Origin of the sequence: Robiginitalea aurantiaca (genome assembly GCF_030380815.1) — a bacterium.
Classification (GTDB): Bacteria; Bacteroidota; Bacteroidia; order Flavobacteriales; family Flavobacteriaceae; genus Robiginitalea; species Robiginitalea aurantiaca.
This window is the reverse complement of sequence record NZ_JAUDUY010000001.1, coordinates 261,626-285,538: the sequence shown is the minus strand read 5'-3', so window position 1 is coordinate 285,538 and position 23,913 is coordinate 261,626. Positions and strand designations below refer to the sequence as shown.

The window sequence follows — 23,913 nt, the reverse complement described above, 5'->3', positions numbered from 1 at the left end:
TTATTCGAGGGTTATTTCTATAAGGGTATCCTCCCTGAACCTAACGAGGCACTCCTTGAATCCGGGTGGGCCAAATGTCTTTAATCTGGCATTTGAAAACCCCAGGGGTTCTTTGGGAATCCCAATAAAATTGGTGTCCAGTTCATCGTTTCCATTTTCGTCGTGAAAAATGGCCAGGGCATAGTCACCATAGGGCAGATCCGCTATTATCAGATGCGTTGTGCCCTCCAAGGCAGGAGCCTCCTCTGTACGATAGACGTGTTCGAACTTTAAAAACGTCTTTTCTTCCTTGTAAAGTGCAACCAGGATATCCCCATCTGATGAAGACACATCATGAACCCGCACTTCAAGGGTAGCGGTCTGGGCTGAGAGAAAAAAGGGCAGGCTCAGGATAGCCCAAAAAAGTTGTGATCTCATAATGGAATATGCAGACTCAAAGCTAAGGATTCTTGTGTTGCGTTTTCCCAACAACTTCCCAAAAATAGACCCTTATTCATCAATGGGTTCCGTTCCATTTGTTTTGCGAAGCAGGAGTTCATACATCGCCCGCGTTTCAAGAGAATCTGGGAAATTCAAATACAAACTCAGGGAATCCCGATAGCTGATTTTGAGTTTGGGCTGCCTGAGGTCATCGACAAAAACCAAAATCGGACGCTCCGGATAAAGAGAATCCTTAAAGCGTCCTTTCTCTCTGGCCCAGAACGAAAACCCATGATCCCGCTCCATCTGGGGAATTTGATCTTTCCACGACATGCTGTCGATTTCGCTGAAACCAATTTCTTCATAATAAAACCCTGAAAGCAATTGCACCCGGTCCTCCTTAATGCGTTTCCAGTTTCGCGCATGGGCCGCAAATGCGAGCACACTTAGGATCACAGAAAAGATAATCAACAGGTTGAGCAGCCAGTGGCGTTTTGGTCGGGACATTAGTCGTTCGCTGGGGTTCGGTATTTGTCCATCCAGGCAAGGGTATGGGCGACTTTGCTTATCAGGTTGCTGGGGCGGTTTGCAATCCCATGGCTGGCTTCCGGAATTTCGACCAGTACGGTCTCTATCTTTCGCAATTTAAGGGCGTGATAGAGTTGTTTTGCCTCGCTCGGTGGTGTCCTGAGGTCATTCATCCCTACCATTACCATCGTTGGGGTTTTGACATTGCCTACCAGGGAAAGGGGTGAAAATTTCCAATACCCCTCAAAGTTTTCCCAGGGCTGGCCCGGGTACCTGCTATTGGCATAGCCAAAGTAATTGTCCGCGACAAGGGTCTTACTGATCCAGTTCATAACGGGTTTGGCGACCACAGCAGCCTCAAAACGATCATTCTTCCCGATAATCCAGGCGGTCATAATGCCCCCTGCACTTCCCCCGGTGACAAACAACTGATCTTCATGGGCAATGCCCTTGGCTATACAGGCATCCACACCATCCATGACATCCTGGTAGTCATCTCCCGGGTAATTATTATAGAGCAGGTTTGCAAATTCCTCTCCATAACTGGTACTTCCCCTTGGGTTGGGGTAAAAAACAATATAGCCGGCTGCCGCATATAACTGGATCTCAGCCGTAAACCGATCTCCGTAATTCGATATCGGGCCGCCGTGGTTTTCAACTAAAAAAGGATATTTTTTATTCGCATCGTAATCAGGCGGGTAGACGATCCACCCCTGAATTTCTCTTCCATCGAAGGTGGAAGTATACCATAGCTCCTCTACCTTGCCGAGTTTACGCTGGTCGAGCAATCCCCTGTTGAGTTGGGTGATCCGCTTTGCTGCTTTATCCTTGAGTCCAAGTACAGCAATGTCGGCCGGGAACTCCGGTCGGGTAAAGGTGTACGCCAGTGTACCGTCCGTGCTGACGCTAAAACTACCGCCCCCATACGGTCTGCCAATGGAGGTGCCTCCCAGATTGTCTGCGCGCTTTTGCACTTCTCCGGAGAGGGCAATATATCCGATCTTGGAATTTCCCTTGTCGTCATAGGTAAAATAGACCCCCTTGCTTTTCGAATCCCAGATCACATTGCTCACATTGCGGTCCAGGGATTGCGTCAGGCTGCGCTTGCCGGAGCCATCTGAATTCATGATCCTGAGTTCGGAAGTCTGATGCGCCTGCACGCGGTCTGTATACCCGGTGTAGGCAATATATTTACCGTCCGGAGATGACACGCCTCCCCGATCCGGCCCCTGACTGTCTGTAAGGGCCACAATTCCTCCGGTTTCCAGGTCCAGGCTATAGATTTCACTGTTTCGAAAATCGTATTCCCATGCTTCTGAACGGTTCCCGCTAAAATAGATTTTAGTTCCATCCGGAGACCAGGAAATCGGGCCCCTGTGGTTGTAATCCTCTGAGGTAACCTGACGTGCAGCTCCACCCTCAGAAGGAATCAGAAAAATATGGGTAAACCCGGGAGGAATATAGCCCCGTCCGTCGGCCTCATGGTAAAGCCGATCCGTAATTCTCGGCGCCCCGGCCCATTTTGCATTCTTGGGCTTGGCCGGAAGTTTTGCGATCACCGGGGGTTTTTGGGGAACATTCATGGTGAAGGCAAGCTGTGTCCCGTCCGGAGACCAACTCAGGGATCCCGGACCCGCTGGAAGCTGTGTCAGACGGGCAAATTTTCCGGACTCCAACCAGTAGATATAAATTTCAGATCCCTCGTCAGTTGCGCTCACAAATGCCAGGCGATCTCCATCCGGGGACCACGTGGGCCTGCTTTCCGAGACTTCTCTAGAGGTCATTTTCTGATGGCCTGTGCCATCTGTGCGAATCATCCAGAGGTTTCCCACAGCACGATCTTTCAGGATATCAAAACCCATACGGCGGTACACAATCCAATCGCCTTGCGGCCTAATCTGAGGATCGGAAGCGTATTGCAAATCGAAGACATCTAGGTATTCAAAGGCCTTATCCTGTGCCTTGCCCTGAAAACTGAGAAGAAGCATCAGGAGGGTAAGGAATACTGAGTATAAAGGTTTCATACTGTTTTGTGTTTTGAGCATTAAAGATACGCAAACCGCAAAGTAATTCAGGAATGGGAAGTATGGCTGAATTTTTAGCAGAAAGGCCTCTTTGTGGATTGGCACCTGTTAAAAAGAAGGGACTGAGTTATTTGTTGTATTTTTAAAAGTCCCCCAATGTATTTCGTTACCTAACTAAAAACAACACCGATGAAAAAAATCAAAATCTTAATCGTATTGTCCGCTTTATGCTTTGGCATGCAGGGCTATTCCCAGGATGACCTGGCCCAGAAAAGTATTGATGGAATGTTACAGATGGCACAGGGACAGATTGCTGCCCTTGCAAATGCTTTTGACGATGCCCAGTTAGACTGGAGACCTGCCCCGGGGATACGCTCTACAGGCGAAACCATCCTGCATGTGGCATCTGCAAATTATTACCTGGCCATGAAACTGGGTTTCCCACCTCCGGAAGGCGTAGATATCATGACCATGGAGTCCATAACAGGTCGAGAAAACATCATGAAAGCTTATAATGCTTCAACTGTATTTATTCGGGAAAAAATGAAGGAAATAGATTCCGGGAGCCTCGGCGAAGAGGTGGATCTGGGATTTGCCAAAATGAACCGGCTTTCTGCCTTGTTGGTCGTATTGGAACACACCGGGGAACACAAAGGACAATTAATTGCATATGCCCGTTCCAACGGAGTTACACCACCCTGGAGTCAGTCGCAGTAGCATGCCTGAGATTGTGTCTCAGACTTCTTTAAGGGGTATTACCCAAGGCCTACGTCCAGGGCCATCATGATGATAAACCCCCCGATAAAACCCATGGTGGCGATATCGGTATACTTGTCTTGCTGGGTTTCCGGAATCACCTCCTCCACTACCACAAATATCATGGCCCCGGCGGCAAATGAGAGTGCATAGGGCAGGATAGGCTGAAACGTCAGGACTGCCCAGGCTCCCAATACCCCTGCAATGGGTTCCACAAGTGCAGATGCCTGGCCGTACATAAAGCTCTTTCTGCGACTGAGACCAAAGCGCCTCAGGGGCATGGCTACCGCAAAGCCTTCCGGAAAATTCTGCAGACCGATACCCAGGGCAAGGGCAACCGCCGCGCCAATGGACGCGCCTTCAAAACCAGCCGCCACTCCACCAAAAAGCACCCCCACAGCCAAACCTTCCGGTATGTTGTGAAGGGTTATTGCCAGAGTGAGCAGCGTGGTCCTTCTCCAGGGTGTCGATATCCCCTCACTTTCCTTAAAGTTGATATGAAGGTGGGGCAGTACTTTGTCAAGGCCAAAAATAAATAGGGCCCCGAGAAGGAATCCAACGGCCGCCGGAATGACCTTTTGGAATCCCTCGCCCGGGGTCATTTCAATTCCCGGTGCAAGCAGGCTCCAAAAACTCGCAGCAACCATAACACCCCCGGTAAACCCGAGCATCCCATCGAGCACGGCCCTGTTCATGGTCTTAAAGAAAAAGACGAGTCCTGCGCCGGCAGCAGTCAGACCCCAGGTAAAGAGCGTGGCGTATAATGCAGCCCGAATCGGGCTTATCGTTTCAAAGTAATCAATAACAGTCTGCATTATTCCGGTTTTGGTTTAACATAGAGATTGGCGGCTATCTGATGTGAAATCTGCAGCTTTCGGTCCCCAATTTTAATATGCATAGAGCGATCAAAACTCTCAAGTTCCAGAATTTCGATGGGTTTTCCCAGTTCAATTTGATGTTTATCGAGGAATTTAAGGAATTGGGAAGAAGAGTCCTTTACGCCTACACATATCCCGGAACTCCCCGGCAGCATGGCACTCAGTAGTTTTTTCTCCCGTGTTTTAAACCGTCCGTTTTTATCGGGAATGGGGTCGCCATGGGGATCGAAGTCCGGAAAATTCAAAAGGGCATCGAGCCGGTCCACGAGCATTTCACTCTCAATATGTTCAAGCTGCTCGGCGATGTCGTGAACCTCATCCCAGGCAAAGCCGAGTTTATCAACCAGGAAGACTTCCCAAAGCCGGTGTTTGCGAATCACCCTCAACGCCTGGGCCGTACCCTTTTCCGTTAGTCGAACCCCCTGGTATTTCTTATAGTGCAAGAGTTCCTTCTCCGAGAGCCGCTTGATCATGTCGGTAACCGACGATGGTTTGGTGTCCATTTTTTCTGCAAGGGCCGAGGTAGCGATCGAATGCTGCCCGCCCTGACTCAGATGGTAGATGCCTTTGATATAATTTTCCTCTGAATTCGTCATGATTTCCATCAATACTTCAAAATTACATTTTTATTTACAAAAACATATTTTTAGATTTGTCTAAATTTTTATTTACTCTCATAAAAATGTTGCTGCTCAGACCTGTATTCATTCTCTTCGCGATTTGTGCATGTGTGGTCCAGGGACTTTCACAAGAGACTGGCACCCCGGTTTCAGGTCGTGTTACATCTAAAGGCATAGGCGTCCCGTTTGCCTCGGTCTTTTTGGGCAATGGGGTAAAAGGCGTCCTGACCGATGAAGAAGGTTTATATCAAATGCGCGTGCCTGACGGGAGTTGGCCAGTCACAGTGCGTTCCCAGGGATTCCGAACCCTTGCCAAAGAGATTCTGGTTCAAGGCCAATCGTCAATCAGACTGGACTTTGAGCTTATTGAGGATGCCCTGGGCCTTGACGAGGTTGTAATCAGTGCCACGCGTAACCGGGTGGAACGCAAGAGCACTCCGGTTGTGGTCTCTACCCTCAAACCCAGACTCCTGAATGCCACCCAGTCGATCTCTGTCGCCGATGGGCTGAGTTACGCCCCAGGAGTACGGGTAGAAACAAATTGCCAGAACTGCGGTTTTACCCAGGTGCGGCTCAACGGACTTGATGGGAGTTATACCCAAATCCTTTTAAACAGTCGGCCGGTGTTTTCTTCCCTCCTCGGGGTCTATGGTCTGGAGCAGATCCCGAGTAACAGTATCGAGAGGGTTGAAGTGGTCCGAAGCGGAGGTTCTGCGCTTTTCGGCTCCAACGCCATCGCGGGTACAGTGAATATCATCACAAAAGATCCCATCCTCAACACCTGGGAGATTGGGAGTACCCTGGCGCTGATCAATGGCCAGCAGCCGGACCGTATCCTTACCTTCAATTCGTCAAACGTGGCGGATGACCTGAAAAGCGGCTTCACGCTTTTCGGGAATTATCGCAACAGGGATCCCTACGACGCAAATAATGACGGATTCACTGAGGTTGTAAAACTTCGCAACACCACCATCGGCGCCAAAGCCTTTCTCAGGCCGTCGGATCGAAGTCGCATCTCATTGAACATCAATGTGATTCAGGAATACCGCCGGGGAGGAGACCGGCTTGACCTCGCCCCTCAGTTCACGGATATTACCGAGGAACTGGATCACGATACTTTTATCGCTGGTGCCGACTATGAAGTAAGCAGCAAGGATAATTCAGCGCTCTTCCAGTTATATACATCAGCTTCCTACACCGGGCGCGACAGCTATTACGGGGGCCTGGGCGGATCGCGCACCCCACAGGACAGCGCCCTTGCCAATAATGCTTTCGGAAACACCAAGGACCTGGCATGGGTCAGCGGAGTACAACACACCAAAACCCTGGGCAATTCGGATGTATTGACTCTCGGCGCAGAATTCATCCATACCGAAACCGAGGACCAGATCCCCGGCTATAACCGCCTGATCGACCAAAGTGTTAATTCCCTCGGGGGTTATGCCCAATACGAATGGAAACCCAACGATCGGTTTATCGGCCTGCTCGGAGCCCGGCTGGACCATGTAAATGTGGATGGGGACTATACGGTGGGGACCATAGCGCGGGAGGTCGACCTGAACCAGACCGCATTTTCACCCAGATTAACGATTTCCTACCAATTGCTTAAAAACCTCAGGCTACGCGGCGGATACGCCAGGGGGTTCCGCGCCCCCCAGGCCTTCAACGAAGACCTTCACATTTCGAGCGTTGGGGGGGAGCCTCAATTCGTCATTCTCTCCGATGACCTGGAGACCGAATACTCCAACGCCTTTACGGCTTCTCTGAACTACACCCGTACCAAGGGGCTGCTCCAAATGGATTTCCTCCTGGAGGGATTCTACACTGCGCTTGAAGGCCCTTTTACCCTTGTGAGCACCGGGGCTGTCCTGCCTAACGGGTCCATCCTTGAAGAGGTTCGCAACGGAGCCCCCGCCCGGGTTTACGGAACAAATTTTGAGTTGGGAATCTCACCGGATCCCCAGTGGCAGTTTCAGCTTGGGGGTACCCTGCAAGACACAAAATACGATGAACCCCAGCTCCTTTTTGAAACCGATGGATCCCCTGGTGAAACCGATATTTTTATTACTGAATTTGTAAGGGTTCCAAAACTCTATGGGTATCTGAACGGTTCATGGATTCCGGGAGAAGCTTTTAACCTCGATGTTACCGGGACCTATACCGGACCCATGACGGTTCCGAGGGTGGTCAGCGAAACCGGGTTTCTTCAGCTAAATGAAGTACAATCCTTCTTTGACCTAAACCTGAAACTGGAATCCCATGTTGATTTCACGGAAAACTTTATGGTTACCTTTTTTGCCGGAGTACGAAACCTCTTCAATAGCTATCAGAACGATTTTGATACGGGTCCCAAAAGAGATTCCGATTACATCTATGGTCCTGCAGCCCCGAGGACATACTTCTTTGGCCTGAAGTTTGGGAAGATGCATTGAGGCCCTAAAAAGATGCCGTATGAAAATTGGTTTATTTTTGGCCAGGCTGTTTAAGCCTGTCTTATTTTAGGATTTAATACTGGAAATGTTGCGTCAGAACCTGCTCATTCTTATTTTGATTTCCTCCCTGTTTGCTTGTACTGCAGTTCAGGCTCAGAAACAGGGCGTGCACTGGTTAACCTTTGCCCAACTTGAAGATTCCCTGGCCGTAAAACCCAAAAAAGTCTTTATAGATTTCTACGCCGACTGGTGTGCCTACTGTAAAAAAATGGACGAAGCCGCCTTCCGTGACAGGGAGGTGGTTACTTCCCTGAACAACTACTACTACGCGGTCCGTATGAATGCGGAATCGCGGGACACCATAATTTTTGGAGGGGTTCACTACGTGAATAGGGAGTATGGGAAGAAACGCAACCCGGTTCACGAAATCCCAAAATTGCTGGCCTCGAGGGAAGGGATTCCGTTTACACTTCCGGCCCTTGTCGTCCTGGATGCATCGTTTCGGGTCCAAAACCGGTATTTTGAATACCTTTCACCTGAGGAAATGCGCAAAATCCTTCACTAATTTCCCAGACAAAGAAATCGCTTTTTGATGCAACCTGCTGCTGCCAAGGCAGTTCTCCATTTACCGTGTTATTCAACACGCAGACACCCTCCCGAGGGGTGCAATGCATCCGGTACCGTCCTGCCACCTACTCACTTTGAATTTGTACATTTATCCCGGAGCTAAAGATTCAATGACCGAATACGACTATATCATTATTGGCGGAGGTGCTTCTGGTCTGCTTTTGGCGGATGCCCTGGGTTCAGACCCTTATTTCAGGGAAAAACGCATCGCAATCTTTGAAAAGGAACCCCAAAAAGGCAATGACAGAACATGGTGTTTCTGGGAACCGGAGGCCGGGCGTTTTGACGCCCTGCTGCATAGAAAATGGAGCGTACTTCGTTTTCGGGGACCTGAGTATGACCGAAGCATCCCGATGCAGCACTACACCTATAAAATGCTCAGGGGTTCGGATTTTTACAGGGAATACCACAGCAGAATAGCCCGTTATCCGAATGTCGAGGTCCGTTTTGAAACAGTCACCTCCTTGAAAGATACCGGGCAGGTGGCCCGACTTTCCACTGAGAAAGGCGATTATTGTGCGCCCAGGGTATTCAGCAGCGTTTCCTTTTTACCATCAGAGCATCTGATGCAACCCTATCCACTGCTTCAGCAGCATTTCCTCGGATGGTTTATCCGTACCAAAGAGGCCATCTTCGATCCGGATGCCGCCACCTTTATGGATTTCTCAATTCCTCAGAAGGGCAACACCCGCTTTATGTATATCCTTCCTTTCAGCCCAACCGAAGCCCTGGTGGAATACACCCTGTTTTCGGAAACCCTTTTGGCGAAAGATGAATACGAAGAGGCCCTCAAATCCTATATACATTCCGACCTGGGCTGTGAGGAGTACGAAATCCTGGAGACCGAGCAGGGCAGTATTCCTATGACGGTGAATAAATTCAACAAAGCGGATAGTGCGCATATAACGCATATTGGAATTGCAGGGGGGTGGGCCAAACCCAGTACGGGCTACACCTTCTGGAATACGAGCCAGAAAGTCCCCAAACTCGTTGACGCCCTCAAAAAAGACAAGTCGCTGAAAATGTCCCAAAATTCGAAATTCTGGTATTATGACCGACTCCTTCTGGATGTGTTGACCCGGGAAAATGCCGAGGGAAGCAAGGTGTTTTTATCGCTTTTCCGAAATCTCAACCCGGAGATAATCCTGAAATTTCTCAACGAGGAAACGAATCTGGCGGAAGATTTCCGGATTATCAATAACTCCCCCAAGGCTATGTTTATCCGTGCTTTTTTAAAAGCCTTGCTCAGAAGTTCCTATTGAGCAGCCACTCACCAAATTCTTTGAGGATGGATATCCGATCTTCGGGCAGTTTCAGGGATTCCAATTGTTGAAATGCCTCATTGGTATACATTCGGATCATATCGCGGGCGGCATCTGCGGAGCCACTGGATTTAAAAATCTGGGTCACGCGCTGCACCTTTGCCTGTGGATCCCTCGTTTTAATCGAATAAAGGTCCCTGAGTTCACGGGCCTCCTCATCAGAGGCCAGTTCGAGGGCCTTGAGGTATAAGAACGTCTTTTTATTTTCAATGATATCACCCCCAACCTGCTTGCCAAAAGTCTCCGGATCCCCATAGACATCGAGGTAGTCGTCCTGCAACTGAAAGGCAAGACCCAATTGTATCCCAAACATATACATAGCCTCCTGATCGGCTGGAGAAGCACCTCCAACCAAAGCGCCCATTCTAAGGGCACAACCCAGGAGAACCGCGGTTTTGAATTCAATCATTTTGAGGTACTGGTCAATCCCAACCTGATCAAGTGTTTCGTAATCCATGTCAAACCGCTGCCCTTCACAAACCTCCAGTGCCGTTTTGGAAAAGAAGTTCATCATGGGCTTAAATTCCTCCGGCGGATAGGCTTCAAGTTGGCGATAGGCCTCGATCAGCATGGCATCACCTGAGAGGATGGCCGTATTGGTGTCCCATTTTTCATGTACGGTCATTTTTCCCCTTCTTAAAGGGGCTGCATCCATAATATCGTCGTGGATTAGGGTAAAGTTGTGGAAAATCTCAACGGCGGTGGCAGCGGGAAGCGCTTCCTCAACCCCAGCACCATAGAGATCGGCACTGAGCAGCACAAGTACAGGACGGATACGCTTCCCTCCAATATCGAGTATGTACTGTATGGGACTGTATAGGTCCTTTGGCGTTTCCGGTAAATCGACTTGTGAAAGATGGGCCAGAAAAGTCTGCCTGTAAGCGGTGATAGAGTCAGTCATGGTTCAAAATTATGACAAACAGGGGTCTTCTGACAGGAAAAGCGCATTAAAAATTACCCCTCCCTTTCGAAAATGTTAAATTATTGTAAAACTATGGAAACTTTTGTGGTATCTAAAGTTTCCATAGTACATTAGCCCGGTGAAAGATAAAATACGCGATACCGCTACGGAACTCTTCCTGAATCTAGGATTCAAGAGTGTTACCATGGATGATCTTGCGGAAGAAATGGGTATTTCCAAAAAAACGATCTACTCCCATTTCAAGAACAAAACCCAGTTGGTACGGGAATGTACACTCGGATTATTTCATAAAATTTCCAGTGGCATCAATTGCATTTGCCAGGAAGACAAAAATCCCATTGAGGAGCTTTATGAGATTAAGCGGTTTGCTTTGCTCAATCTGAAAAATGAGAAGTCCTCACCCCAATATCAGCTTAAAAAATATTACCCCCAGATCTACACAACGCTTCATCAAAAACAATTTGAGGTCTACAAGGATTGTGTGCGCACCAACATTCTAAAGGGTATCGAGCGGGGTTTCTACCGTGAAAACCTGGATGTGGATTTTGTGACCAGGATTTATTTTGCAGGAATGACGAGCCTGAAAGACGAAACGCTTTTTCCACAACAACATTTCCCTATGAAAAAGCGGATGAATGATTATCTGGAATATCACCTCAGGGGTATTGCAACTCCCGAAGGAAGAAACATACTGAAAACCATAATAAACTCAAACCAGGATTAAATGCGACATCACCTTTTATTCCTACTGGCTTTTTTGACTTATTTCACCGCCCTGGCTCAGGACGCGCCCACCCAATTTACACTGGAGGAGGCCATCCAATACGCCCTGGTAAATAATTACAGTGCTATCAATGCCAGCAGGGACATGGACGACGCGGAGAAGCAAAAGTGGGAGACCATTGCCACGGGGCTGCCTCAAATCGATGGAAGCGTAAGCTACCAGGACCAGATCAAACAACCCATATCACTTATCCCGGGAGACTTTCTTCCCGGAGGGGAACCGGGGACTTTTGTACCCATTATATTCGGACCTCCGAGGAGCACCACGGCTACGGCAACCCTGAGACAGCAGATCTTCGATGGCTCCTATATCGTAGGCCTTCAGGCTACAAAAGCCTTTTTGAGTTACAGTAAAAACAACAAGGAGAAAACAGATCAGGAAGTGCGGAAATCTGTGGTGGAATCCTTTGGCAATGTTCTTCTTGCCCAGGAGAGTACGGCTATCCTAAACCGGAACATTGCAGCGGTTGAGAAGAACCTTTATGAAACAGAAAAGCTGTACGAAAACGGCCTGGGGGAAGAAGAGAATGTGGAACAACTTCAGATCACCCTGGCAACCCTAAAGAATGCCCTCAACAGCAACGAGCGCCTGGAGACCATTACCCTTCAAATGCTCAACGTAGTGATGGGACTGCCCCTGGATCATCCTACCAAACTCACCCAAAGCCTTGATGAACTGGTGTATCAGGAAACACAGCCCGACCTTATCAACCAGGAATTCAACCTTGAAAACAACACGGACTACAAACTGGTGCTCAACCTCAATGAACAGCGCTATTTTGAATGGAAATTAGCGCGAAGCCGGGCATTGCCTACCCTGAATGCTTTTATCAATTATGGATATACGGGGTTCGGAGATCCGATAACAGTTGTCGGGACAGATGCGCAGGACTTCACTTCCTCCATCCTCGGGTTTGACCTGAACATACCGATTTTCAGTTCCCTTAAGAGAAGTGCTTCCACCCAACGTGCAAAAATTGCACTCGAGCAGGCAAAGACCCAACTTGAAGAGACCGAGCAAATGCTGAAACTGCAGCACGACAGGGCGAAAAGCGATTACATTTTATCGATTGAGTCTTACAAAACGAGCAAGGAGAACCTCTCCCTGGCCGAACGCATCGAAAAGAAAAATGAAATAAAGTACTCCGAGGGGATCGCTTCGAGTTTCGACCTGCGCCAGGCTCAGTCTCAGTTGTACACCGCTCAGGGGGAATACCTCAACGCCATGATCGATGTGATCAACAAGAAAACAGCTCTTGAGAATATTCTGAACCCCTATGGAACACCAGAACAATAAATACTAAAAGCTCCTTATAACTACAATCACTCAGCCATGAATAAATCAATATTCCTTCCTCTTCTCGCCCTGATATTTGCAGCATGTGGCGGTGGGTCCACTACCTCAGTAGACGACGTGCTGGCGGGTGGAACCCTGGAAGAAATCAAAGCAAAACAGCAGACGCTCAATGAACAACAACGCGAAATCGCCTCTTCACTAAGGCGATTGGATTCTGCAATCCAATCCAAGGAAACCCTGAGAAATGTACCCCTTGTGAGTACCCTTGAATTGAAGAAAACAGCCTTTGAGCACTATCTGGATTTGCAGGGAAATGTCCAAACCAAACAAAATGTACTCCTTTATCCGGAAATGGCAGGTACGCTTGTTAAGGTCTACGTTAAAGAAGGGCAGCCCGTTCGAAAGGGTCAGATCCTTGCCAAAATAGACGATGGGGGAATGTCTTCCGGTCTGGAACAGCTTCGTACCCAGGCTTCGCTCGCCCAAACCACCTACGAGCGCCAAAAACGCTTATGGGAGCAGAATATCGGGTCGGAAATCCAATACCTCCAGACCAAGACGAATTATGAAGCAACGGTACAGTCGGTGCGGCAGGCCGAAGCCCAATTGGCCAAATCCACCATTACTGCGCCCTTTAGCGGAATTGTAGACGATGTCCTGGTGGATGAAGGAAGTACGGTCAACCCAGCGGGCGGAACGCCCATTATCCGCCTTGTAAACCTCTCCGACATGTATGTTGAAGTTGACGTTCCTGAGAGTTACCTCAGGGAAGTGACAGAAGGCAAACGCGTTGAATTGTATATCCCGGTCCTGGGGGACAGCATGATTTCAAAGGTGCGCCAGACCGGTAATTTCATCAACCCGGCCAACCGTACCTTTAAAGTTGAAATTTCTGTGCCTAACAACAATGGGCAAATCAAACCTAACCTTACCGTTCGGGTTAAGATAAACGACTACTCCAACACAGAAGCCGTTTTGGTGCCTCCCGGGGTAATTTCCGAAAATTCCGCTGGACAGCAATACGTCTATGTGGCTTCGGAAATCGGGGAAGACAAACTTGCTAAAGCTGAAAAAAGAGTGATTACCACAGGGCTATCCCAAAATAATCGCGTTGAAGTACTCAGTGGTATCGAGGCCGGAGAGTTCATCATACTCGAGGGTGCCCGGCGGGTTCGGGAAGGGCAGAAAATTGAAATAATCGAGCAGATATGAGCAGACTAAAAAAGAATGCAGACAAGGAATTCGCCCTATCATCCTGGGCGATAGACAATCCTTCGGTGGTCTATGTCATGATCGCAATCTTTTTCCTGATGGGAGTGTCGGCTTATTTTGCCATGCCGCGGGAAGATTTTCCCGAAGTCGAGGAAACTAAGATTTACGTGAGCACCCCCTACCCGGGGAACACCGCTGAAGATGTGGAGCGGCTCCTTACCGACCCGCTTGAAGACAGGCTAAAGAACCTGAGCAACGTCGTTGAAATTACCTCGACCTCCCAGGAGGATTATTCCATGATTGTTGTGGAATTCGACGAGGACATCACTGTGGAAAACGCCAAGCAAAGGGTGAAGGATGAAGTCGATGGGGAAAAAGCCGGGGAGGACTGGCCGATCTTCAATGGGGCAAAGGTGGAGCCCAATGTGTTCGACCTTAATCTATCCGAGTCATTCCCCATAATGAATGTCAATATAACCGGGGATTACCCTGTAGACAAACTGAAGGAATATGCGGAGTTCCTGGAAGATGACATCGAAGATCTTCCTGAAATAAAGGGTGTCGATATCCGGGGGGCACAGGACAAAGAGGTGGAAGTAGCCGTTGATATTTACAAGATGATGGCTGCCAAAGTCAGTTTTCAGGATATTCTGGGCGCGATTGCCAATGGAAATATGACCATGTCTGCCGGGAATTTAAAGACTTCCGGCCAAAGGCGTACCATTCGCGTCGTGGGTGAAATCAATACCCCCCAGGACCTGGAGAACTTTGTGGTAAAGTCCGAAAATGGATCTGCAATTTATCTCAAGGATGTCGCTACAGTGCGTTTTCACGAAGAGGACAAAACGACCTATGCCCGGGAGCGGGGAGAAAGCGTAGTGATGCTGGACGTCAAAAAGCGCTCCGGGAAAAACGCGATCTCGGCCGGGGAAAAAATTCGTGAGATCGTTGCGGAAGCCCAGCAGACCTACCTCCCTGCTGACATCAGTGTTTCCTTTGCCAATGACTCCTCCAGCAAAACGCTCAACCAGGTGGACGACCTGGTAAACAATATTATTTTCGGGATTATCCTGGTGGTAACCGTCCTGATGTTTTTCCTGGGGTTCCGGAATGCACTCTTTGTGGGTTTTGCCATTCCGATGTCCATGTTTATGTCCTTTATGATCCTCTCCGCCATGGGATACACCCTGAATACCATGATCCTTTTTGGACTCATTATGGGTCTGGGGATGCTTGTGGATAACGGTGTGGTGGTCGTTGAGAATGTCTACCGCTTAATGGAAGAGGAAGGCATGCCAAGGATACAGGCGGCTAAAAAAGGTATCGGAGAAATTGCAATACCTATCATTATCTCCACCGTTACAACAGTTGCGGCCTTTGTTCCTCTGGGCATGTGGCCCGGTATTATGGGCGAGTTTATGATCTTTTTCCCCATTACACTTTCAGTGGTTCTGGGCTCATCACTATTTGTGGCCATATTTATGAACTCCATGCTGGTTTCCCAGTTTATGGAAATTGGCGAAAAAGAACTCAGCCGCAAACAACTCATTCGCCTGACCATTTTACTTGTCGGAATGGGTACGTTCATGTTTGTTGTCGGGGGTGCGGTCAGAGGCCTGGGAACCGTCCTTTTCGTAACGGCGGTATTGTTTTGGCTCTACAAATACGTCATTAAAAAGTCAGCGAATCGCTTCCAGCAAAGAACGCTGAAGAAGATGGAGAATTTGTACGAAAAACAATTAAAACAGGCACTAAGGGGCAAAAATGTGTACTGGTATTTCGGGGCCATGGTCATCTTATTGCTGGCGGCTTTTATGAGTTTTGGGGCTTCGTTGGGCAGTGGTCGGACCAAGGTCGAATTCTTCCCGGACAATACCCCGAACCAGATCATTGTGTACATCGAATATCCCCAGGGTACGTCCATTGAAAAAACAAATGAAATCACCAAAGCCATTGAGAGCAGGGTGTACAATATTGTCGACAGGGACACTTTTATGAAGGGTGATAAAAACCTGCTCGTAGAGTCCTCCGTTTCCCAGGTAGGAAAGGGTGCAGAAAACCCATTCACCGAAGGGGGCTCTGCAGCCGAAATGCCCCACCGGGGCAAGATGACCCTTTCCATGAGGGAATTCAAATATCGGGAAGGCAAAAACAGTGAACAGCTTCGCAAAGAGATTCAGGAAGGTCTGAGAGGGATTTATCCCGGAGTGACCATCAGTGTTGAAAAGGATGCCGTAGGTCCGCCTGCGGGTTATCCGATCAACATTGAACTGGAAGGACAGAATTACGATACGCTGATCAATGTAGCGGAGCGTATGCGCAGCTTTATCAACAGCAAGAGCATCGCCGGAATCGAGGAGCTCAAAATCGATGTCAACAAGAGTAAACCCGCCATGGAAGTTGTTGTGGACCGGGAAAAGGCAGGCGAATTAGGGGTCTCTGTAGGGCAGGTAGGGCAACAACTCAGGCAATCCCTTTTCGGAGATAAAGCCGGGATTTATAAAAAAGATGGGGAGGACTACGATATAAACGTTCGTTTTAATGAAGACCTCCGCTATAACACGAGTGCTTTATTTAACCAGAAGATGATCTTCAGGGATCCGGCCAATGGCCAGATCAAGGAAGTTCCGGTTTCTGCAGTGGCCAGCCAGCGCAACACCTCATCCTTTAGTGCTATTAAACACCGGGATGCCAAAAGAGTGGTTACCGTGTATTCCGCCCTCCAGCCAGGGTTTACCGATGCCGGCGCCATAGTTTCGGATATTCAGGATGTCATGCCCGAATTCGAAGGTATTCCGGCGGGGGTTAAAGTGGACTATACCGGCCAGATTGAAGAGCAAAATAAGCAGATGGAATTCCTGATGGGGGCCTTCTTTTCAGGTCTTGGACTGATTATGCTTATCCTGATTTTCCAGTTTGGGGGTATCTCTAAACCGGCTATTATCATGATCGCAATATTCCTGAGCTTTATTGGCGTATTCGGCGGATTGATGCTTACAGGATGGCCCTTTGTCATCATGATGACCATGATGGGAATCATTGCCCTTGCAGGGATTGTAGTAAACAATGGAGTGGTCCTCCTGGATTACACCCAAATCCTGATCGACCGGAAAAAAGTGGCACTTGGCCTGGAAGACAAGGACTTGCTTACCCTTGATGAGGTGTCTGAAGCAATTGTCCGCGGGGGGAAAGCACGTCTGCGGCCCGTTTTGCTGACTGCCATCACCACAGTTTTGGGTCTGATCCCGCTGGCTATTGGGTTAAACATCAATTTCTTTTCGCTCTTTTCATCCTTTGATTCCCAGCTTTACATCGGTGGGGATAATGTGATTTTCTGGGGGCCTCTGGCCTGGACCGTTATTTTCGGGCTTATTGTGGCAACCTTCCTTACATTGATTATCGTACCGGTACTCTTCAATATCACCTACCGCATCAAGATAGCTATAGGCGGGAAAAAATCAAGGACAGAGCGATCCGAACAGACGCTGAGCAAAGCCGCTTAAACTTCAGAATCAAAAAGCGCTGATCTTAAGGGGAAGAATCCGACAAATGTTGGGCACTTCCCCCTTTGCATTGTACCTTTGCCGCCATAATCAAAGGACTATGTACCGTACTCATACCTGTGGTGAATTAACCGAAACCCAAATTGGGCAAAACGTACAACTGGCCGGATGGGTCCAGAAAGTGCGGGATAAAGGATTTGTCATCTGGATCGACCTGCGCGACCGTTACGGCATTACACAGCTGGTTTTCGACCAGGACCGAACCTCGGAATCCCTGCTCGAAAAAGCCCGGGAGGCAGGCCGGGAATTTGTACTTCAGGTACGTGGAGAGGTTATCGAACGCGCCTCAAAAAACCCGAAAATGCCCACGGGAAATATCGAAGTCCTCGTTTCGGAATTTACAGTATTAAACGCCTCCCATACCCCTCCTTTTACCATTGAAGATGCTACGGATGGCGGAGAAGAACTCCGTATGAAATACCGGTACCTGGACATTCGCCGTACCCCGGTTAAAAACAACCTCATCTTCCGTTCCAGGGTAACCATGGAGGTCAGAAATTATCTGGCAGGAAAAGGGTTTATTGAAGTAGAAACCCCCTACCTGATTAAATCCACTCCCGAGGGTGCCCGGGATTTTGTCGTCCCCAGCAGGATGAACGAAGGCGAATTTTACGCCCTGCCTCAGTCTCCTCAAACCTTTAAACAGCTCCTTATGGTTGGGGGCATGGACAAGTATTTTCAAATCGTGAAATGCTTCCGGGATGAGGATCTACGGGCAGATCGTCAACCCGAATTCACCCAGATAGACTGTGAAATGGCGTTTGTGGAACAGGAGGATATCCTCGATACCTTTGGAGGGCTTACCCTCCATCTGCTGGAGGAGATTCACGGGATTCGCCTCGAAGAAATACCGAGAATGACATATGACGAGGCGGTGAAGCGCTATGGCAGCGACAAGCCGGATATTCGCTTTGGTATGGAATTCGGGGAGTTAAATGCAGTGGCCCAACAAGGATCATTCAAAATATTCAATGAGGCCGAACTTGTCGTTGGGCTTGCAGTTCCGGGCGGGAATAGCTACAGCAGAAAACAAATTGATGCCCTTACCGACTGGGTCCGACGCCCACAGGTAGGTGCCAGCGGGATGGTCTATGTCCGCTGCAATGAAGATGGCACTTTTAAATCCTCAGTGGATAAGTTTTATACGGCCGAGGACCTCAGCAAATGGGCTGAAATTACCGGGGCTGAAAAAGGGGACCTCATCCTCGTACTGTCCGGTGAAACGCATGCGGTTAGAACGCAGTTGAGTATGTTGCGCATGGAGCTCGCCCAACAATTAGGGCTTCGAAAACCCGGCGAATTTGCCCCTTTATGGGTGCTGGATTTCCCCTTGCTTGAAAAGGATGAGGAAACCGGGAGATTTCACGCCATGCACCACCCTTTTACCGCTCCAAAACCCGGACAGATGGAGCTTCTGGATACAGATCCGGCTGCCGTTAGGGCAAACGCCTATGATCTGGTTCTGAATGGAAATGAAATTGGAGGTGGTTCCATACGGATTCACGACCGTACAACACAAGAAATTATGTTCAGGCATCTGGGTTTCAGCCCGGAAGAGGCAAGAAAACAATTCGGGTTTCTCATGGATGCTTTCCAGTACGGAGCGCCTCCCCATGGGGGCATCGCCTTTGGTCTGGACCGGCTGGTAGCCATTCTCGGCGGGCAGGAATCCATCCGGGATTTTATCGCATTCCCAAAGAACAATAGCGGCAGGGATGTCATGATTGATGCGCCGGCTTCAATCGCTTCAGACCAGCTGGATGAACTCCACCTGCAGCTTAAGAAATAAGTCCGGGCTTGCTGTAGGTTCCCTTTAGGCAAAAAAATCAATCGTATCTTCGAAGGTATGAGCCATGGTCCGTATTATCGCCGTCTCTTAGCCAGGTTTCACAAATGGCGTTACCGGCATATTTCGCACAGAACATTCACACAACTGATGAGCGTTCTGGTCGGATTTCTGGCTGGACTGGCCTCGGTCACGCTTAAAAACACCACCTACTTTATCGAATCATCCCTGAACCGGGGAGTGCTTTTTCTCAGTTCTGAAGTATACTTCGTTCTGCCCGTTCTGGGCCTTACCCTGGTCTATCTCTACGTGAAATTCGTACACAGGGAGAAACTGGAACACGCCATTTCTTCCATCCTCTTCGCCCTATCGCGTCAGAAAGGGGTAATCTCGGCCAAAAAGATCATAACCCCTTTGGTCACAGCCCCATTGACTGTAGGCTTCGGGGGGTCTGTCGGTCTGCTTGGGCCGGCGGTCGCAACAGGAGCGGCATTGAGCTCCAACGTCTCCCGCCTGATGCACATCAATTCAAAGGACAGGTCCCTGCTAATCGCCTGTGCCTCGGCTGGCGCCATAGCTTCGATCTTCCAGGCCCCCATTGCCGCGATCATTTTTGCCGTTGAAGTTTTTAGCCTGGACCTGACAATGCTTTCCATGTTACCGCTCCTGCTCGCTTCAATTTCCGGAGTGCTGACCTCTTACTTCTTTCTCGGGGATGAAACCCTGTTTAATTTTGCGGTGGAAGAAGCATTTATGGTAGAAGACACCGTCTATTATATCCTGCTCGGGATGGGGACAGCGGTCGCCTCGGTATACTTCACTAAGATGTACTTCCGAATTATCGATTTTTTTAAGCGTTTTAAGAGCCCCAAATACAAATTACTGGTGGGCGGACTCGGTATTGGGGTAATGCTCTACTTCATTCCTCCGCTATACGGGGAGGGTTTTGGATTTATCAACAGCCTGCTCGAAGGGGATCACCTCAAGGCTCTTGGTACAACCCCCTTTGATGCGTACACCGACCAAATCTGGGTGGTAATCGGCCTGCTTTTTGGCATTACCATATTTAAGGCGATCGCCATGACCACAACTTTTGCAGCCGGGGGAGCCGGGGGTATTTTTATCCCAACCATGGTCATGGGAAGTGCACTGGGCAATGTGGTTGCCAAGGTCCTCAACAATTCAGGGCTCGGGATTACCGTAAGCGAAGCCAACTTTACCCTTGTCGGCATGGCCGGCCTGATTGCCGGGGTACTTCACGCCCCCCTGACGGCCATCTTCCTCATTGCAGAAATTACTGGAGGTTACGACCTCTTCGTCCCGTTGATGATCTCCGCCGCCATGTCCTATCTGATTGCCAAAAACACCCTGGACCACAGTATTTACACGCGTCAACTCGCTGCCATTGGCGCCCTGATTTCACATGACAAAGACCAAACGGTTTTAAGTATGATGGAGCTCGATGACGTAATTGAAACCGACTTCAGGGCCGTGCACCAGGAGATGACCCTAGGTGAAATGCTTCACCAATCCGTGGCCAAATCCACGCGAAACATCTTCCCGGTCACAGATAAGGACGGGAAGCTCAAAGGAATTGTACTGTTGGACGACGTACGGGAATTTATGTTCGATATGAGTATGTACGATAAAATAGCCGTGGATTCTTTTATGCAGGCTGCGCCTGAGTTGATTTTCTACGGGACGGATACCATGCAGGAAGTAATGCGCAAATTCCACGAAAGCGGGGCCTGGAATCTCCCGGTCATCAAGGAAGGACGGTATCTCGGTTTTGTTTCCAAATCCAAACTGCTCACGGCTTACCGCAGAAAGTTGATTAACTTTGCTCCCTGATAATGCGGCAAAAAATAAGATACCTCATGTTACTCATCGTCCTGGCGTCCCTGGGGAGCATTATCTATGGCTTTACCCTCCTTGAGGAGGCTCCTGTAACTGGAAATAAGTGCATTGGGTTCGGGGTTGTCGGCATCTTTCTTCTCGCCATGCCCATCTTCCTGATTTTCGAGAGTCGGGGTAAAAAAATGAAGGATTACATGCTAACGGATGAAAACATCCGCAAAATGAAAGACCCGAAAAAAGAAAGCTAGCAACCTATTTTTCCAAAGGGATTTATACAAAAATCTGTAACTTCGCAGTTAGTTATTAATATTTATTTTTTTTACAATGACTGGTACAGTTAAATTTTTCAACGAATCCAAAGGTTACGGATTCATCACAAACGATGATACCGGAAGGGATATCTTCGTTCATGCCACAGCCCTTGATGGATTGCAACTCAATCAGGGAGACAAAGTAGAATATCAAGAAACAGAAGGCCGTAAAGGTATCGTCGCCTCAGACGTTCACGTTATCGGATAAGCTTATTTTATTTTGAATCGTTCAAAGCACTGTACCCTCTGGGTACGGTGCTTTTTTTTAAACCTGGAAACCGAATCTAATTAAGATTGCGTTTTTCGATAAAAAAGCGCTTTAACAGACTGGACGCCTCGTGTTCCAAAATACCTCCAACCACTTCCGATTTCGGGTGCAACTTTCCACCCAGGGCGGAAAAGCCCCGCTGCGGATCGTAGGCCCCAAAGACGATTTTCGAAATCTGACTCCAGTACAAGGCTCCGGCACACATTTGACAGGGCTCAAGGGTGATATAAAGGGTGCAATTATGCAGGTATTTCCCTCCGAGGAAATTTGCAGCCGCAGTGATCGCCTGCATCTCGGCATGGGCTGTAACGTCACCCAGTTGTTCGGTAAGGTTATGCGCCCTGGCAATAATCCGACCGCTAATAGTGATGACCGCGCCCACAGGAACCTCTCCTTTTTCAAAAGCGGTCTCCGCCTCCTGAAGGGCCTTTTTCATAAAATAGGTGTCGTCCAGACTGAATTCCATAGAGTGTAAAAATACAATTTCTCTCAAATGCCTGCAGGCCTCAACAAATGGAATTTCCATTACCTTTACCGCCGCTTATGAAGTTGCTATCTGAAATAAATAGCCCTGAAGATCTCAGGAAATTATCCGAGAACCAGCTCCCGGATCTGGCCAGGGAATTACGCCGGTTTATTATCGATGTAGTTTCGGTAAAAGAAGGCCATTTGGGTGCTTCCCTCGGGGTAATTGAGCTCACAATTGCACTTCACTACGTATTTAATACCCCTGAAGACCGGCTTATTTGGGATGTAGGCCATCAGGCCTACGGGCATAAAATACTCACCGGGAGACGGGATCAATTTGACAGTATCCGCCAAAAGGAGGGCTTGAGCGGTTTCCCGAAAAGGGATGAAAGCATTTTCGACGCATTCGGAACGGGTCATGCCTCCACTTCTATTTCGGCCCTTTTGGGGATGGCGTTAGCCGCTCGTTTGAGCGGAGCCCCAAACCGGGAACACATTGCGGTCATCGGAGATGCCTCCATCGCAGGGGGAATGGCTTTTGAAGCCCTTAACCACGCGGGGGTAGCTGAGGCAAACCTTCTGGTCATCCTGAACGACAATGCAATCGGAATCGATCCAAGCGTGGGTGCGCTGAAGACCTTTTTGAATCGGAAAAAACAGGGGATGCCTGGGGAAGGTAATCTCTTTGAGTCGCTGAACCTCAACTATTCGGGACCTGTGGACGGACACGACCTGCCTGCCGTTCTCCAGGAACTCAAAAGGCTTAAGGGAAAGCCAGGACCCCGGCTCTTACACCTGATCACCACCAAAGGGAAAGGCCTCCGCCAAGCTGAAGAAAACCAGGTTACCTACCATGCCCCGGGAAGGTTCGACAAGACAACCGGCGAACTTATCCGAGGGGAAAAGGACAAAGAAATCGGACCAAAATACCAGGATATCTTCGGCCATACGCTTGTCGCCCTGGCTGCACAGAACCCAAAGATCGTGGGAATTACCCCTGCAATGCCAACGGGCAGTTCGATGAAATTCATGATGGATGCCTTTCCCGATCGCGCCTTTGACGTGGGCATAGCTGAGCAACATGCCGTTACCCTGGCTGCGGGCATGGCATGTGAAGGACTCATCCCCTATTGCGCGATTTATTCTACGTTTCTACAAAGGGGCTATGATCAGGTCATCCACGATGTTGCCCTTCAAAACCTCCCTGTAATCTTTTGCCTGGACCGGGCAGGACTGGTCGGAAAAGATGGGGCAACACACCATGGTGTTTTTGATATCGCATACCTCAGGTGCATCCCTAACATAACCGTGATGGCACCGATGAACGGTGTTGAATTGCGCAATATGCTATACACCGCCCAGCGCGAAGCAAGGGGACCCATGGCTATCCGGTATCCGAGAGGATACAGTGATCATCCGGATTGGGAGCACCCTTTTGAAACCATACCTCTTGGGAAGGCGCGCAAGCTCAAATCCGGAAATCGGATTGCGATATTGAGTTTTGGCACCCTTGGGCAAGAGGTAACCCGTGCGCTTGACAGGGTGGATACTCCCGAGGCGTTCGGACATTTTGATTTCCGGTTTGCCAAACCTTTGGACACCGATATGTTGAAGGAAATAGCCTCTAGGTATGAAAGAATCGTAACCCTGGAAGATGGGTGTTTATCCGGAGGGTTTGGAAGCGCCGTCCTGGAATACATAAGTGACAAAGGGTATGCTATCCCCGTTTCGCGTTTAGGGATCGCGGAAGATTTCATTTCCCATGGAAGTCCCCAAGAATTATATCGGGAACAGGGTCTGGATACCGAAGGATTAATTCGCAGTTTAAACGGTTTTTAG

Annotated in this window: 20 protein-coding genes; 13 read left to right on the top strand and 7 right to left on the bottom strand. The window is 49.0% G+C overall.

Translation table 11 applies throughout. The annotated features are described in order from the left end of the window. The 3 genes from QU605_RS01255 to QU605_RS01245 form a co-directional block, all read right to left on the bottom strand. Positions 1-417: a DUF2141 domain-containing protein gene (locus QU605_RS01255; RefSeq protein WP_289723441.1), complete on the bottom strand. Its 417-nt coding sequence runs from the start codon at positions 415-417 to the stop codon at positions 1-3. Positions 418-489: 72 nt separating this feature from the next. Beyond that, on the bottom strand, positions 490-927 hold the full coding sequence (locus QU605_RS01250; protein ID WP_289723440.1) for a hypothetical protein: 438 nt from the start codon (positions 925-927) through the stop codon (positions 490-492). After that, the gene (locus QU605_RS01245) at positions 927-2,972 is read right to left on the bottom strand and encodes a S9 family peptidase (protein WP_289723439.1); all 2,046 of its coding nucleotides are present in this window, start codon (positions 2,970-2,972) and stop codon (positions 927-929) included. The genes QU605_RS01250 and QU605_RS01245 overlap by 1 nt, the downstream gene beginning before the upstream one ends. Before the next feature lie 189 nt (positions 2,973-3,161). Here QU605_RS01245 and QU605_RS01240 point away from each other — a divergent pair, with 189 nt between their 5' ends. Beyond that, complete coding sequence (locus tag QU605_RS01240; RefSeq protein WP_289723438.1) at positions 3,162-3,689, top strand: DinB family protein; 528 nt, start codon at positions 3,162-3,164, stop codon at positions 3,687-3,689. A 38-nt stretch (positions 3,690-3,727) separates the two neighbouring features. Here QU605_RS01240 and QU605_RS01235 read toward each other — a convergent pair whose 3' ends face one another. Both QU605_RS01235 and QU605_RS01230 read right to left on the bottom strand, forming a co-directional pair. After that, a complete protein-coding gene (locus QU605_RS01235; RefSeq protein ID WP_289723437.1) occupies positions 3,728-4,543 on the bottom strand; it encodes a ZIP family metal transporter in 816 nt (271 codons plus the stop codon). Then, positions 4,543-5,202, bottom strand: coding sequence for a metal-dependent transcriptional regulator (locus tag QU605_RS01230; protein ID WP_289723436.1), 660 nt, complete (start codon positions 5,200-5,202; stop codon positions 4,543-4,545). Before QU605_RS01230 ends, QU605_RS01235 begins: the two co-directional genes overlap by 1 nt. Before the next feature lie 86 nt (positions 5,203-5,288). Between QU605_RS01230 and QU605_RS01225 the strand changes: the two genes are divergently transcribed. The 3 genes from QU605_RS01225 (at position 5,289) to QU605_RS01215 (ending at position 9,547) form a co-directional block, all read left to right on the top strand. After that, positions 5,289-7,658: a TonB-dependent receptor gene (locus QU605_RS01225; protein ID WP_289723435.1), complete on the top strand. Its 2,370-nt coding sequence runs from the start codon at positions 5,289-5,291 to the stop codon at positions 7,656-7,658. An 85-nt stretch (positions 7,659-7,743) separates the two neighbouring features. Next, positions 7,744-8,223: a thioredoxin family protein gene (locus tag QU605_RS01220; RefSeq protein ID WP_289723434.1), complete on the top strand. Its 480-nt coding sequence runs from the start codon at positions 7,744-7,746 to the stop codon at positions 8,221-8,223. A 172-nt stretch (positions 8,224-8,395) separates the two neighbouring features. Then, positions 8,396-9,547 carry a lycopene cyclase family protein gene (locus QU605_RS01215; RefSeq protein WP_289723433.1) on the top strand — a complete coding sequence of 384 codons (1,152 nt, stop codon included), beginning with the start codon at positions 8,396-8,398 and terminating at the stop codon, positions 9,545-9,547. On the opposite strand, the gene QU605_RS01210 is transcribed toward QU605_RS01215, so the two are convergent. Beyond that, entirely contained in the window at positions 9,531-10,508 is a 978-nt protein-coding gene (locus tag QU605_RS01210; protein WP_289723432.1) for a polyprenyl synthetase family protein, read from the bottom strand. The genes QU605_RS01215 and QU605_RS01210 overlap by 17 nt on opposite strands. Positions 10,509-10,647: 139 nt before the next feature. Here QU605_RS01210 and QU605_RS01205 point away from each other — a divergent pair, with 139 nt between their 5' ends. From QU605_RS01205 to QU605_RS01170, 8 genes are all read left to right on the top strand, one after another. Further along, positions 10,648-11,253: a TetR/AcrR family transcriptional regulator gene (locus tag QU605_RS01205; RefSeq protein ID WP_289723431.1), complete on the top strand. Its 606-nt coding sequence runs from the start codon at positions 10,648-10,650 to the stop codon at positions 11,251-11,253. Continuing rightward, on the top strand, positions 11,254-12,609 hold the full coding sequence (locus QU605_RS01200) for a TolC family protein (protein ID WP_289723430.1): 1,356 nt from the start codon (positions 11,254-11,256) through the stop codon (positions 12,607-12,609). Positions 12,610-12,645: 36 nt separating this feature from the next. Next, positions 12,646-13,821 carry an efflux RND transporter periplasmic adaptor subunit gene (locus QU605_RS01195; RefSeq protein WP_289723429.1) on the top strand — a complete coding sequence of 392 codons (1,176 nt, stop codon included), beginning with the start codon at positions 12,646-12,648 and terminating at the stop codon, positions 13,819-13,821. Further along, entirely contained in the window at positions 13,818-17,324 is a 3,507-nt protein-coding gene (locus QU605_RS01190) for an efflux RND transporter permease subunit (RefSeq protein ID WP_289723428.1), read from the top strand. The genes QU605_RS01195 and QU605_RS01190 overlap by 4 nt, the downstream gene beginning before the upstream one ends. Positions 17,325-17,424: 100 nt before the next feature. After that, complete coding sequence (aspS, locus tag QU605_RS01185; RefSeq protein ID WP_289723427.1) at positions 17,425-19,173, top strand: aspartate--tRNA ligase; 1,749 nt, start codon at positions 17,425-17,427, stop codon at positions 19,171-19,173. A gap of 57 nt (positions 19,174-19,230) precedes the next feature. Next, on the top strand, positions 19,231-21,021 hold the full coding sequence (locus QU605_RS01180) for a chloride channel protein (RefSeq protein WP_434967907.1): 1,791 nt from the start codon (positions 19,231-19,233) through the stop codon (positions 21,019-21,021). 26 nt (positions 21,022-21,047) lie between these two features. After that, positions 21,048-21,275 carry a hypothetical protein gene (locus tag QU605_RS01175; RefSeq protein ID WP_289723425.1) on the top strand — a complete coding sequence of 76 codons (228 nt, stop codon included), beginning with the start codon at positions 21,048-21,050 and terminating at the stop codon, positions 21,273-21,275. 76 nt (positions 21,276-21,351) lie between these two features. Then, positions 21,352-21,546: a cold-shock protein gene (locus QU605_RS01170; protein WP_289723424.1), complete on the top strand. Its 195-nt coding sequence runs from the start codon at positions 21,352-21,354 to the stop codon at positions 21,544-21,546. Positions 21,547-21,622: 76 nt separating this feature from the next. Here the strand turns inward: QU605_RS01170 and QU605_RS01165 are convergent, their stop codons facing one another. Beyond that, positions 21,623-22,072, bottom strand: coding sequence for a nucleoside deaminase (locus QU605_RS01165; RefSeq protein WP_289723882.1), 450 nt, complete (start codon positions 22,070-22,072; stop codon positions 21,623-21,625). A gap of 77 nt (positions 22,073-22,149) precedes the next feature. On the opposite strand from QU605_RS01165, the gene QU605_RS01160 reads away from it, so the two are divergent. Continuing rightward, entirely contained in the window at positions 22,150-23,913 is a 1,764-nt protein-coding gene (locus tag QU605_RS01160) for a 1-deoxy-D-xylulose-5-phosphate synthase (RefSeq protein ID WP_289723423.1), read from the top strand.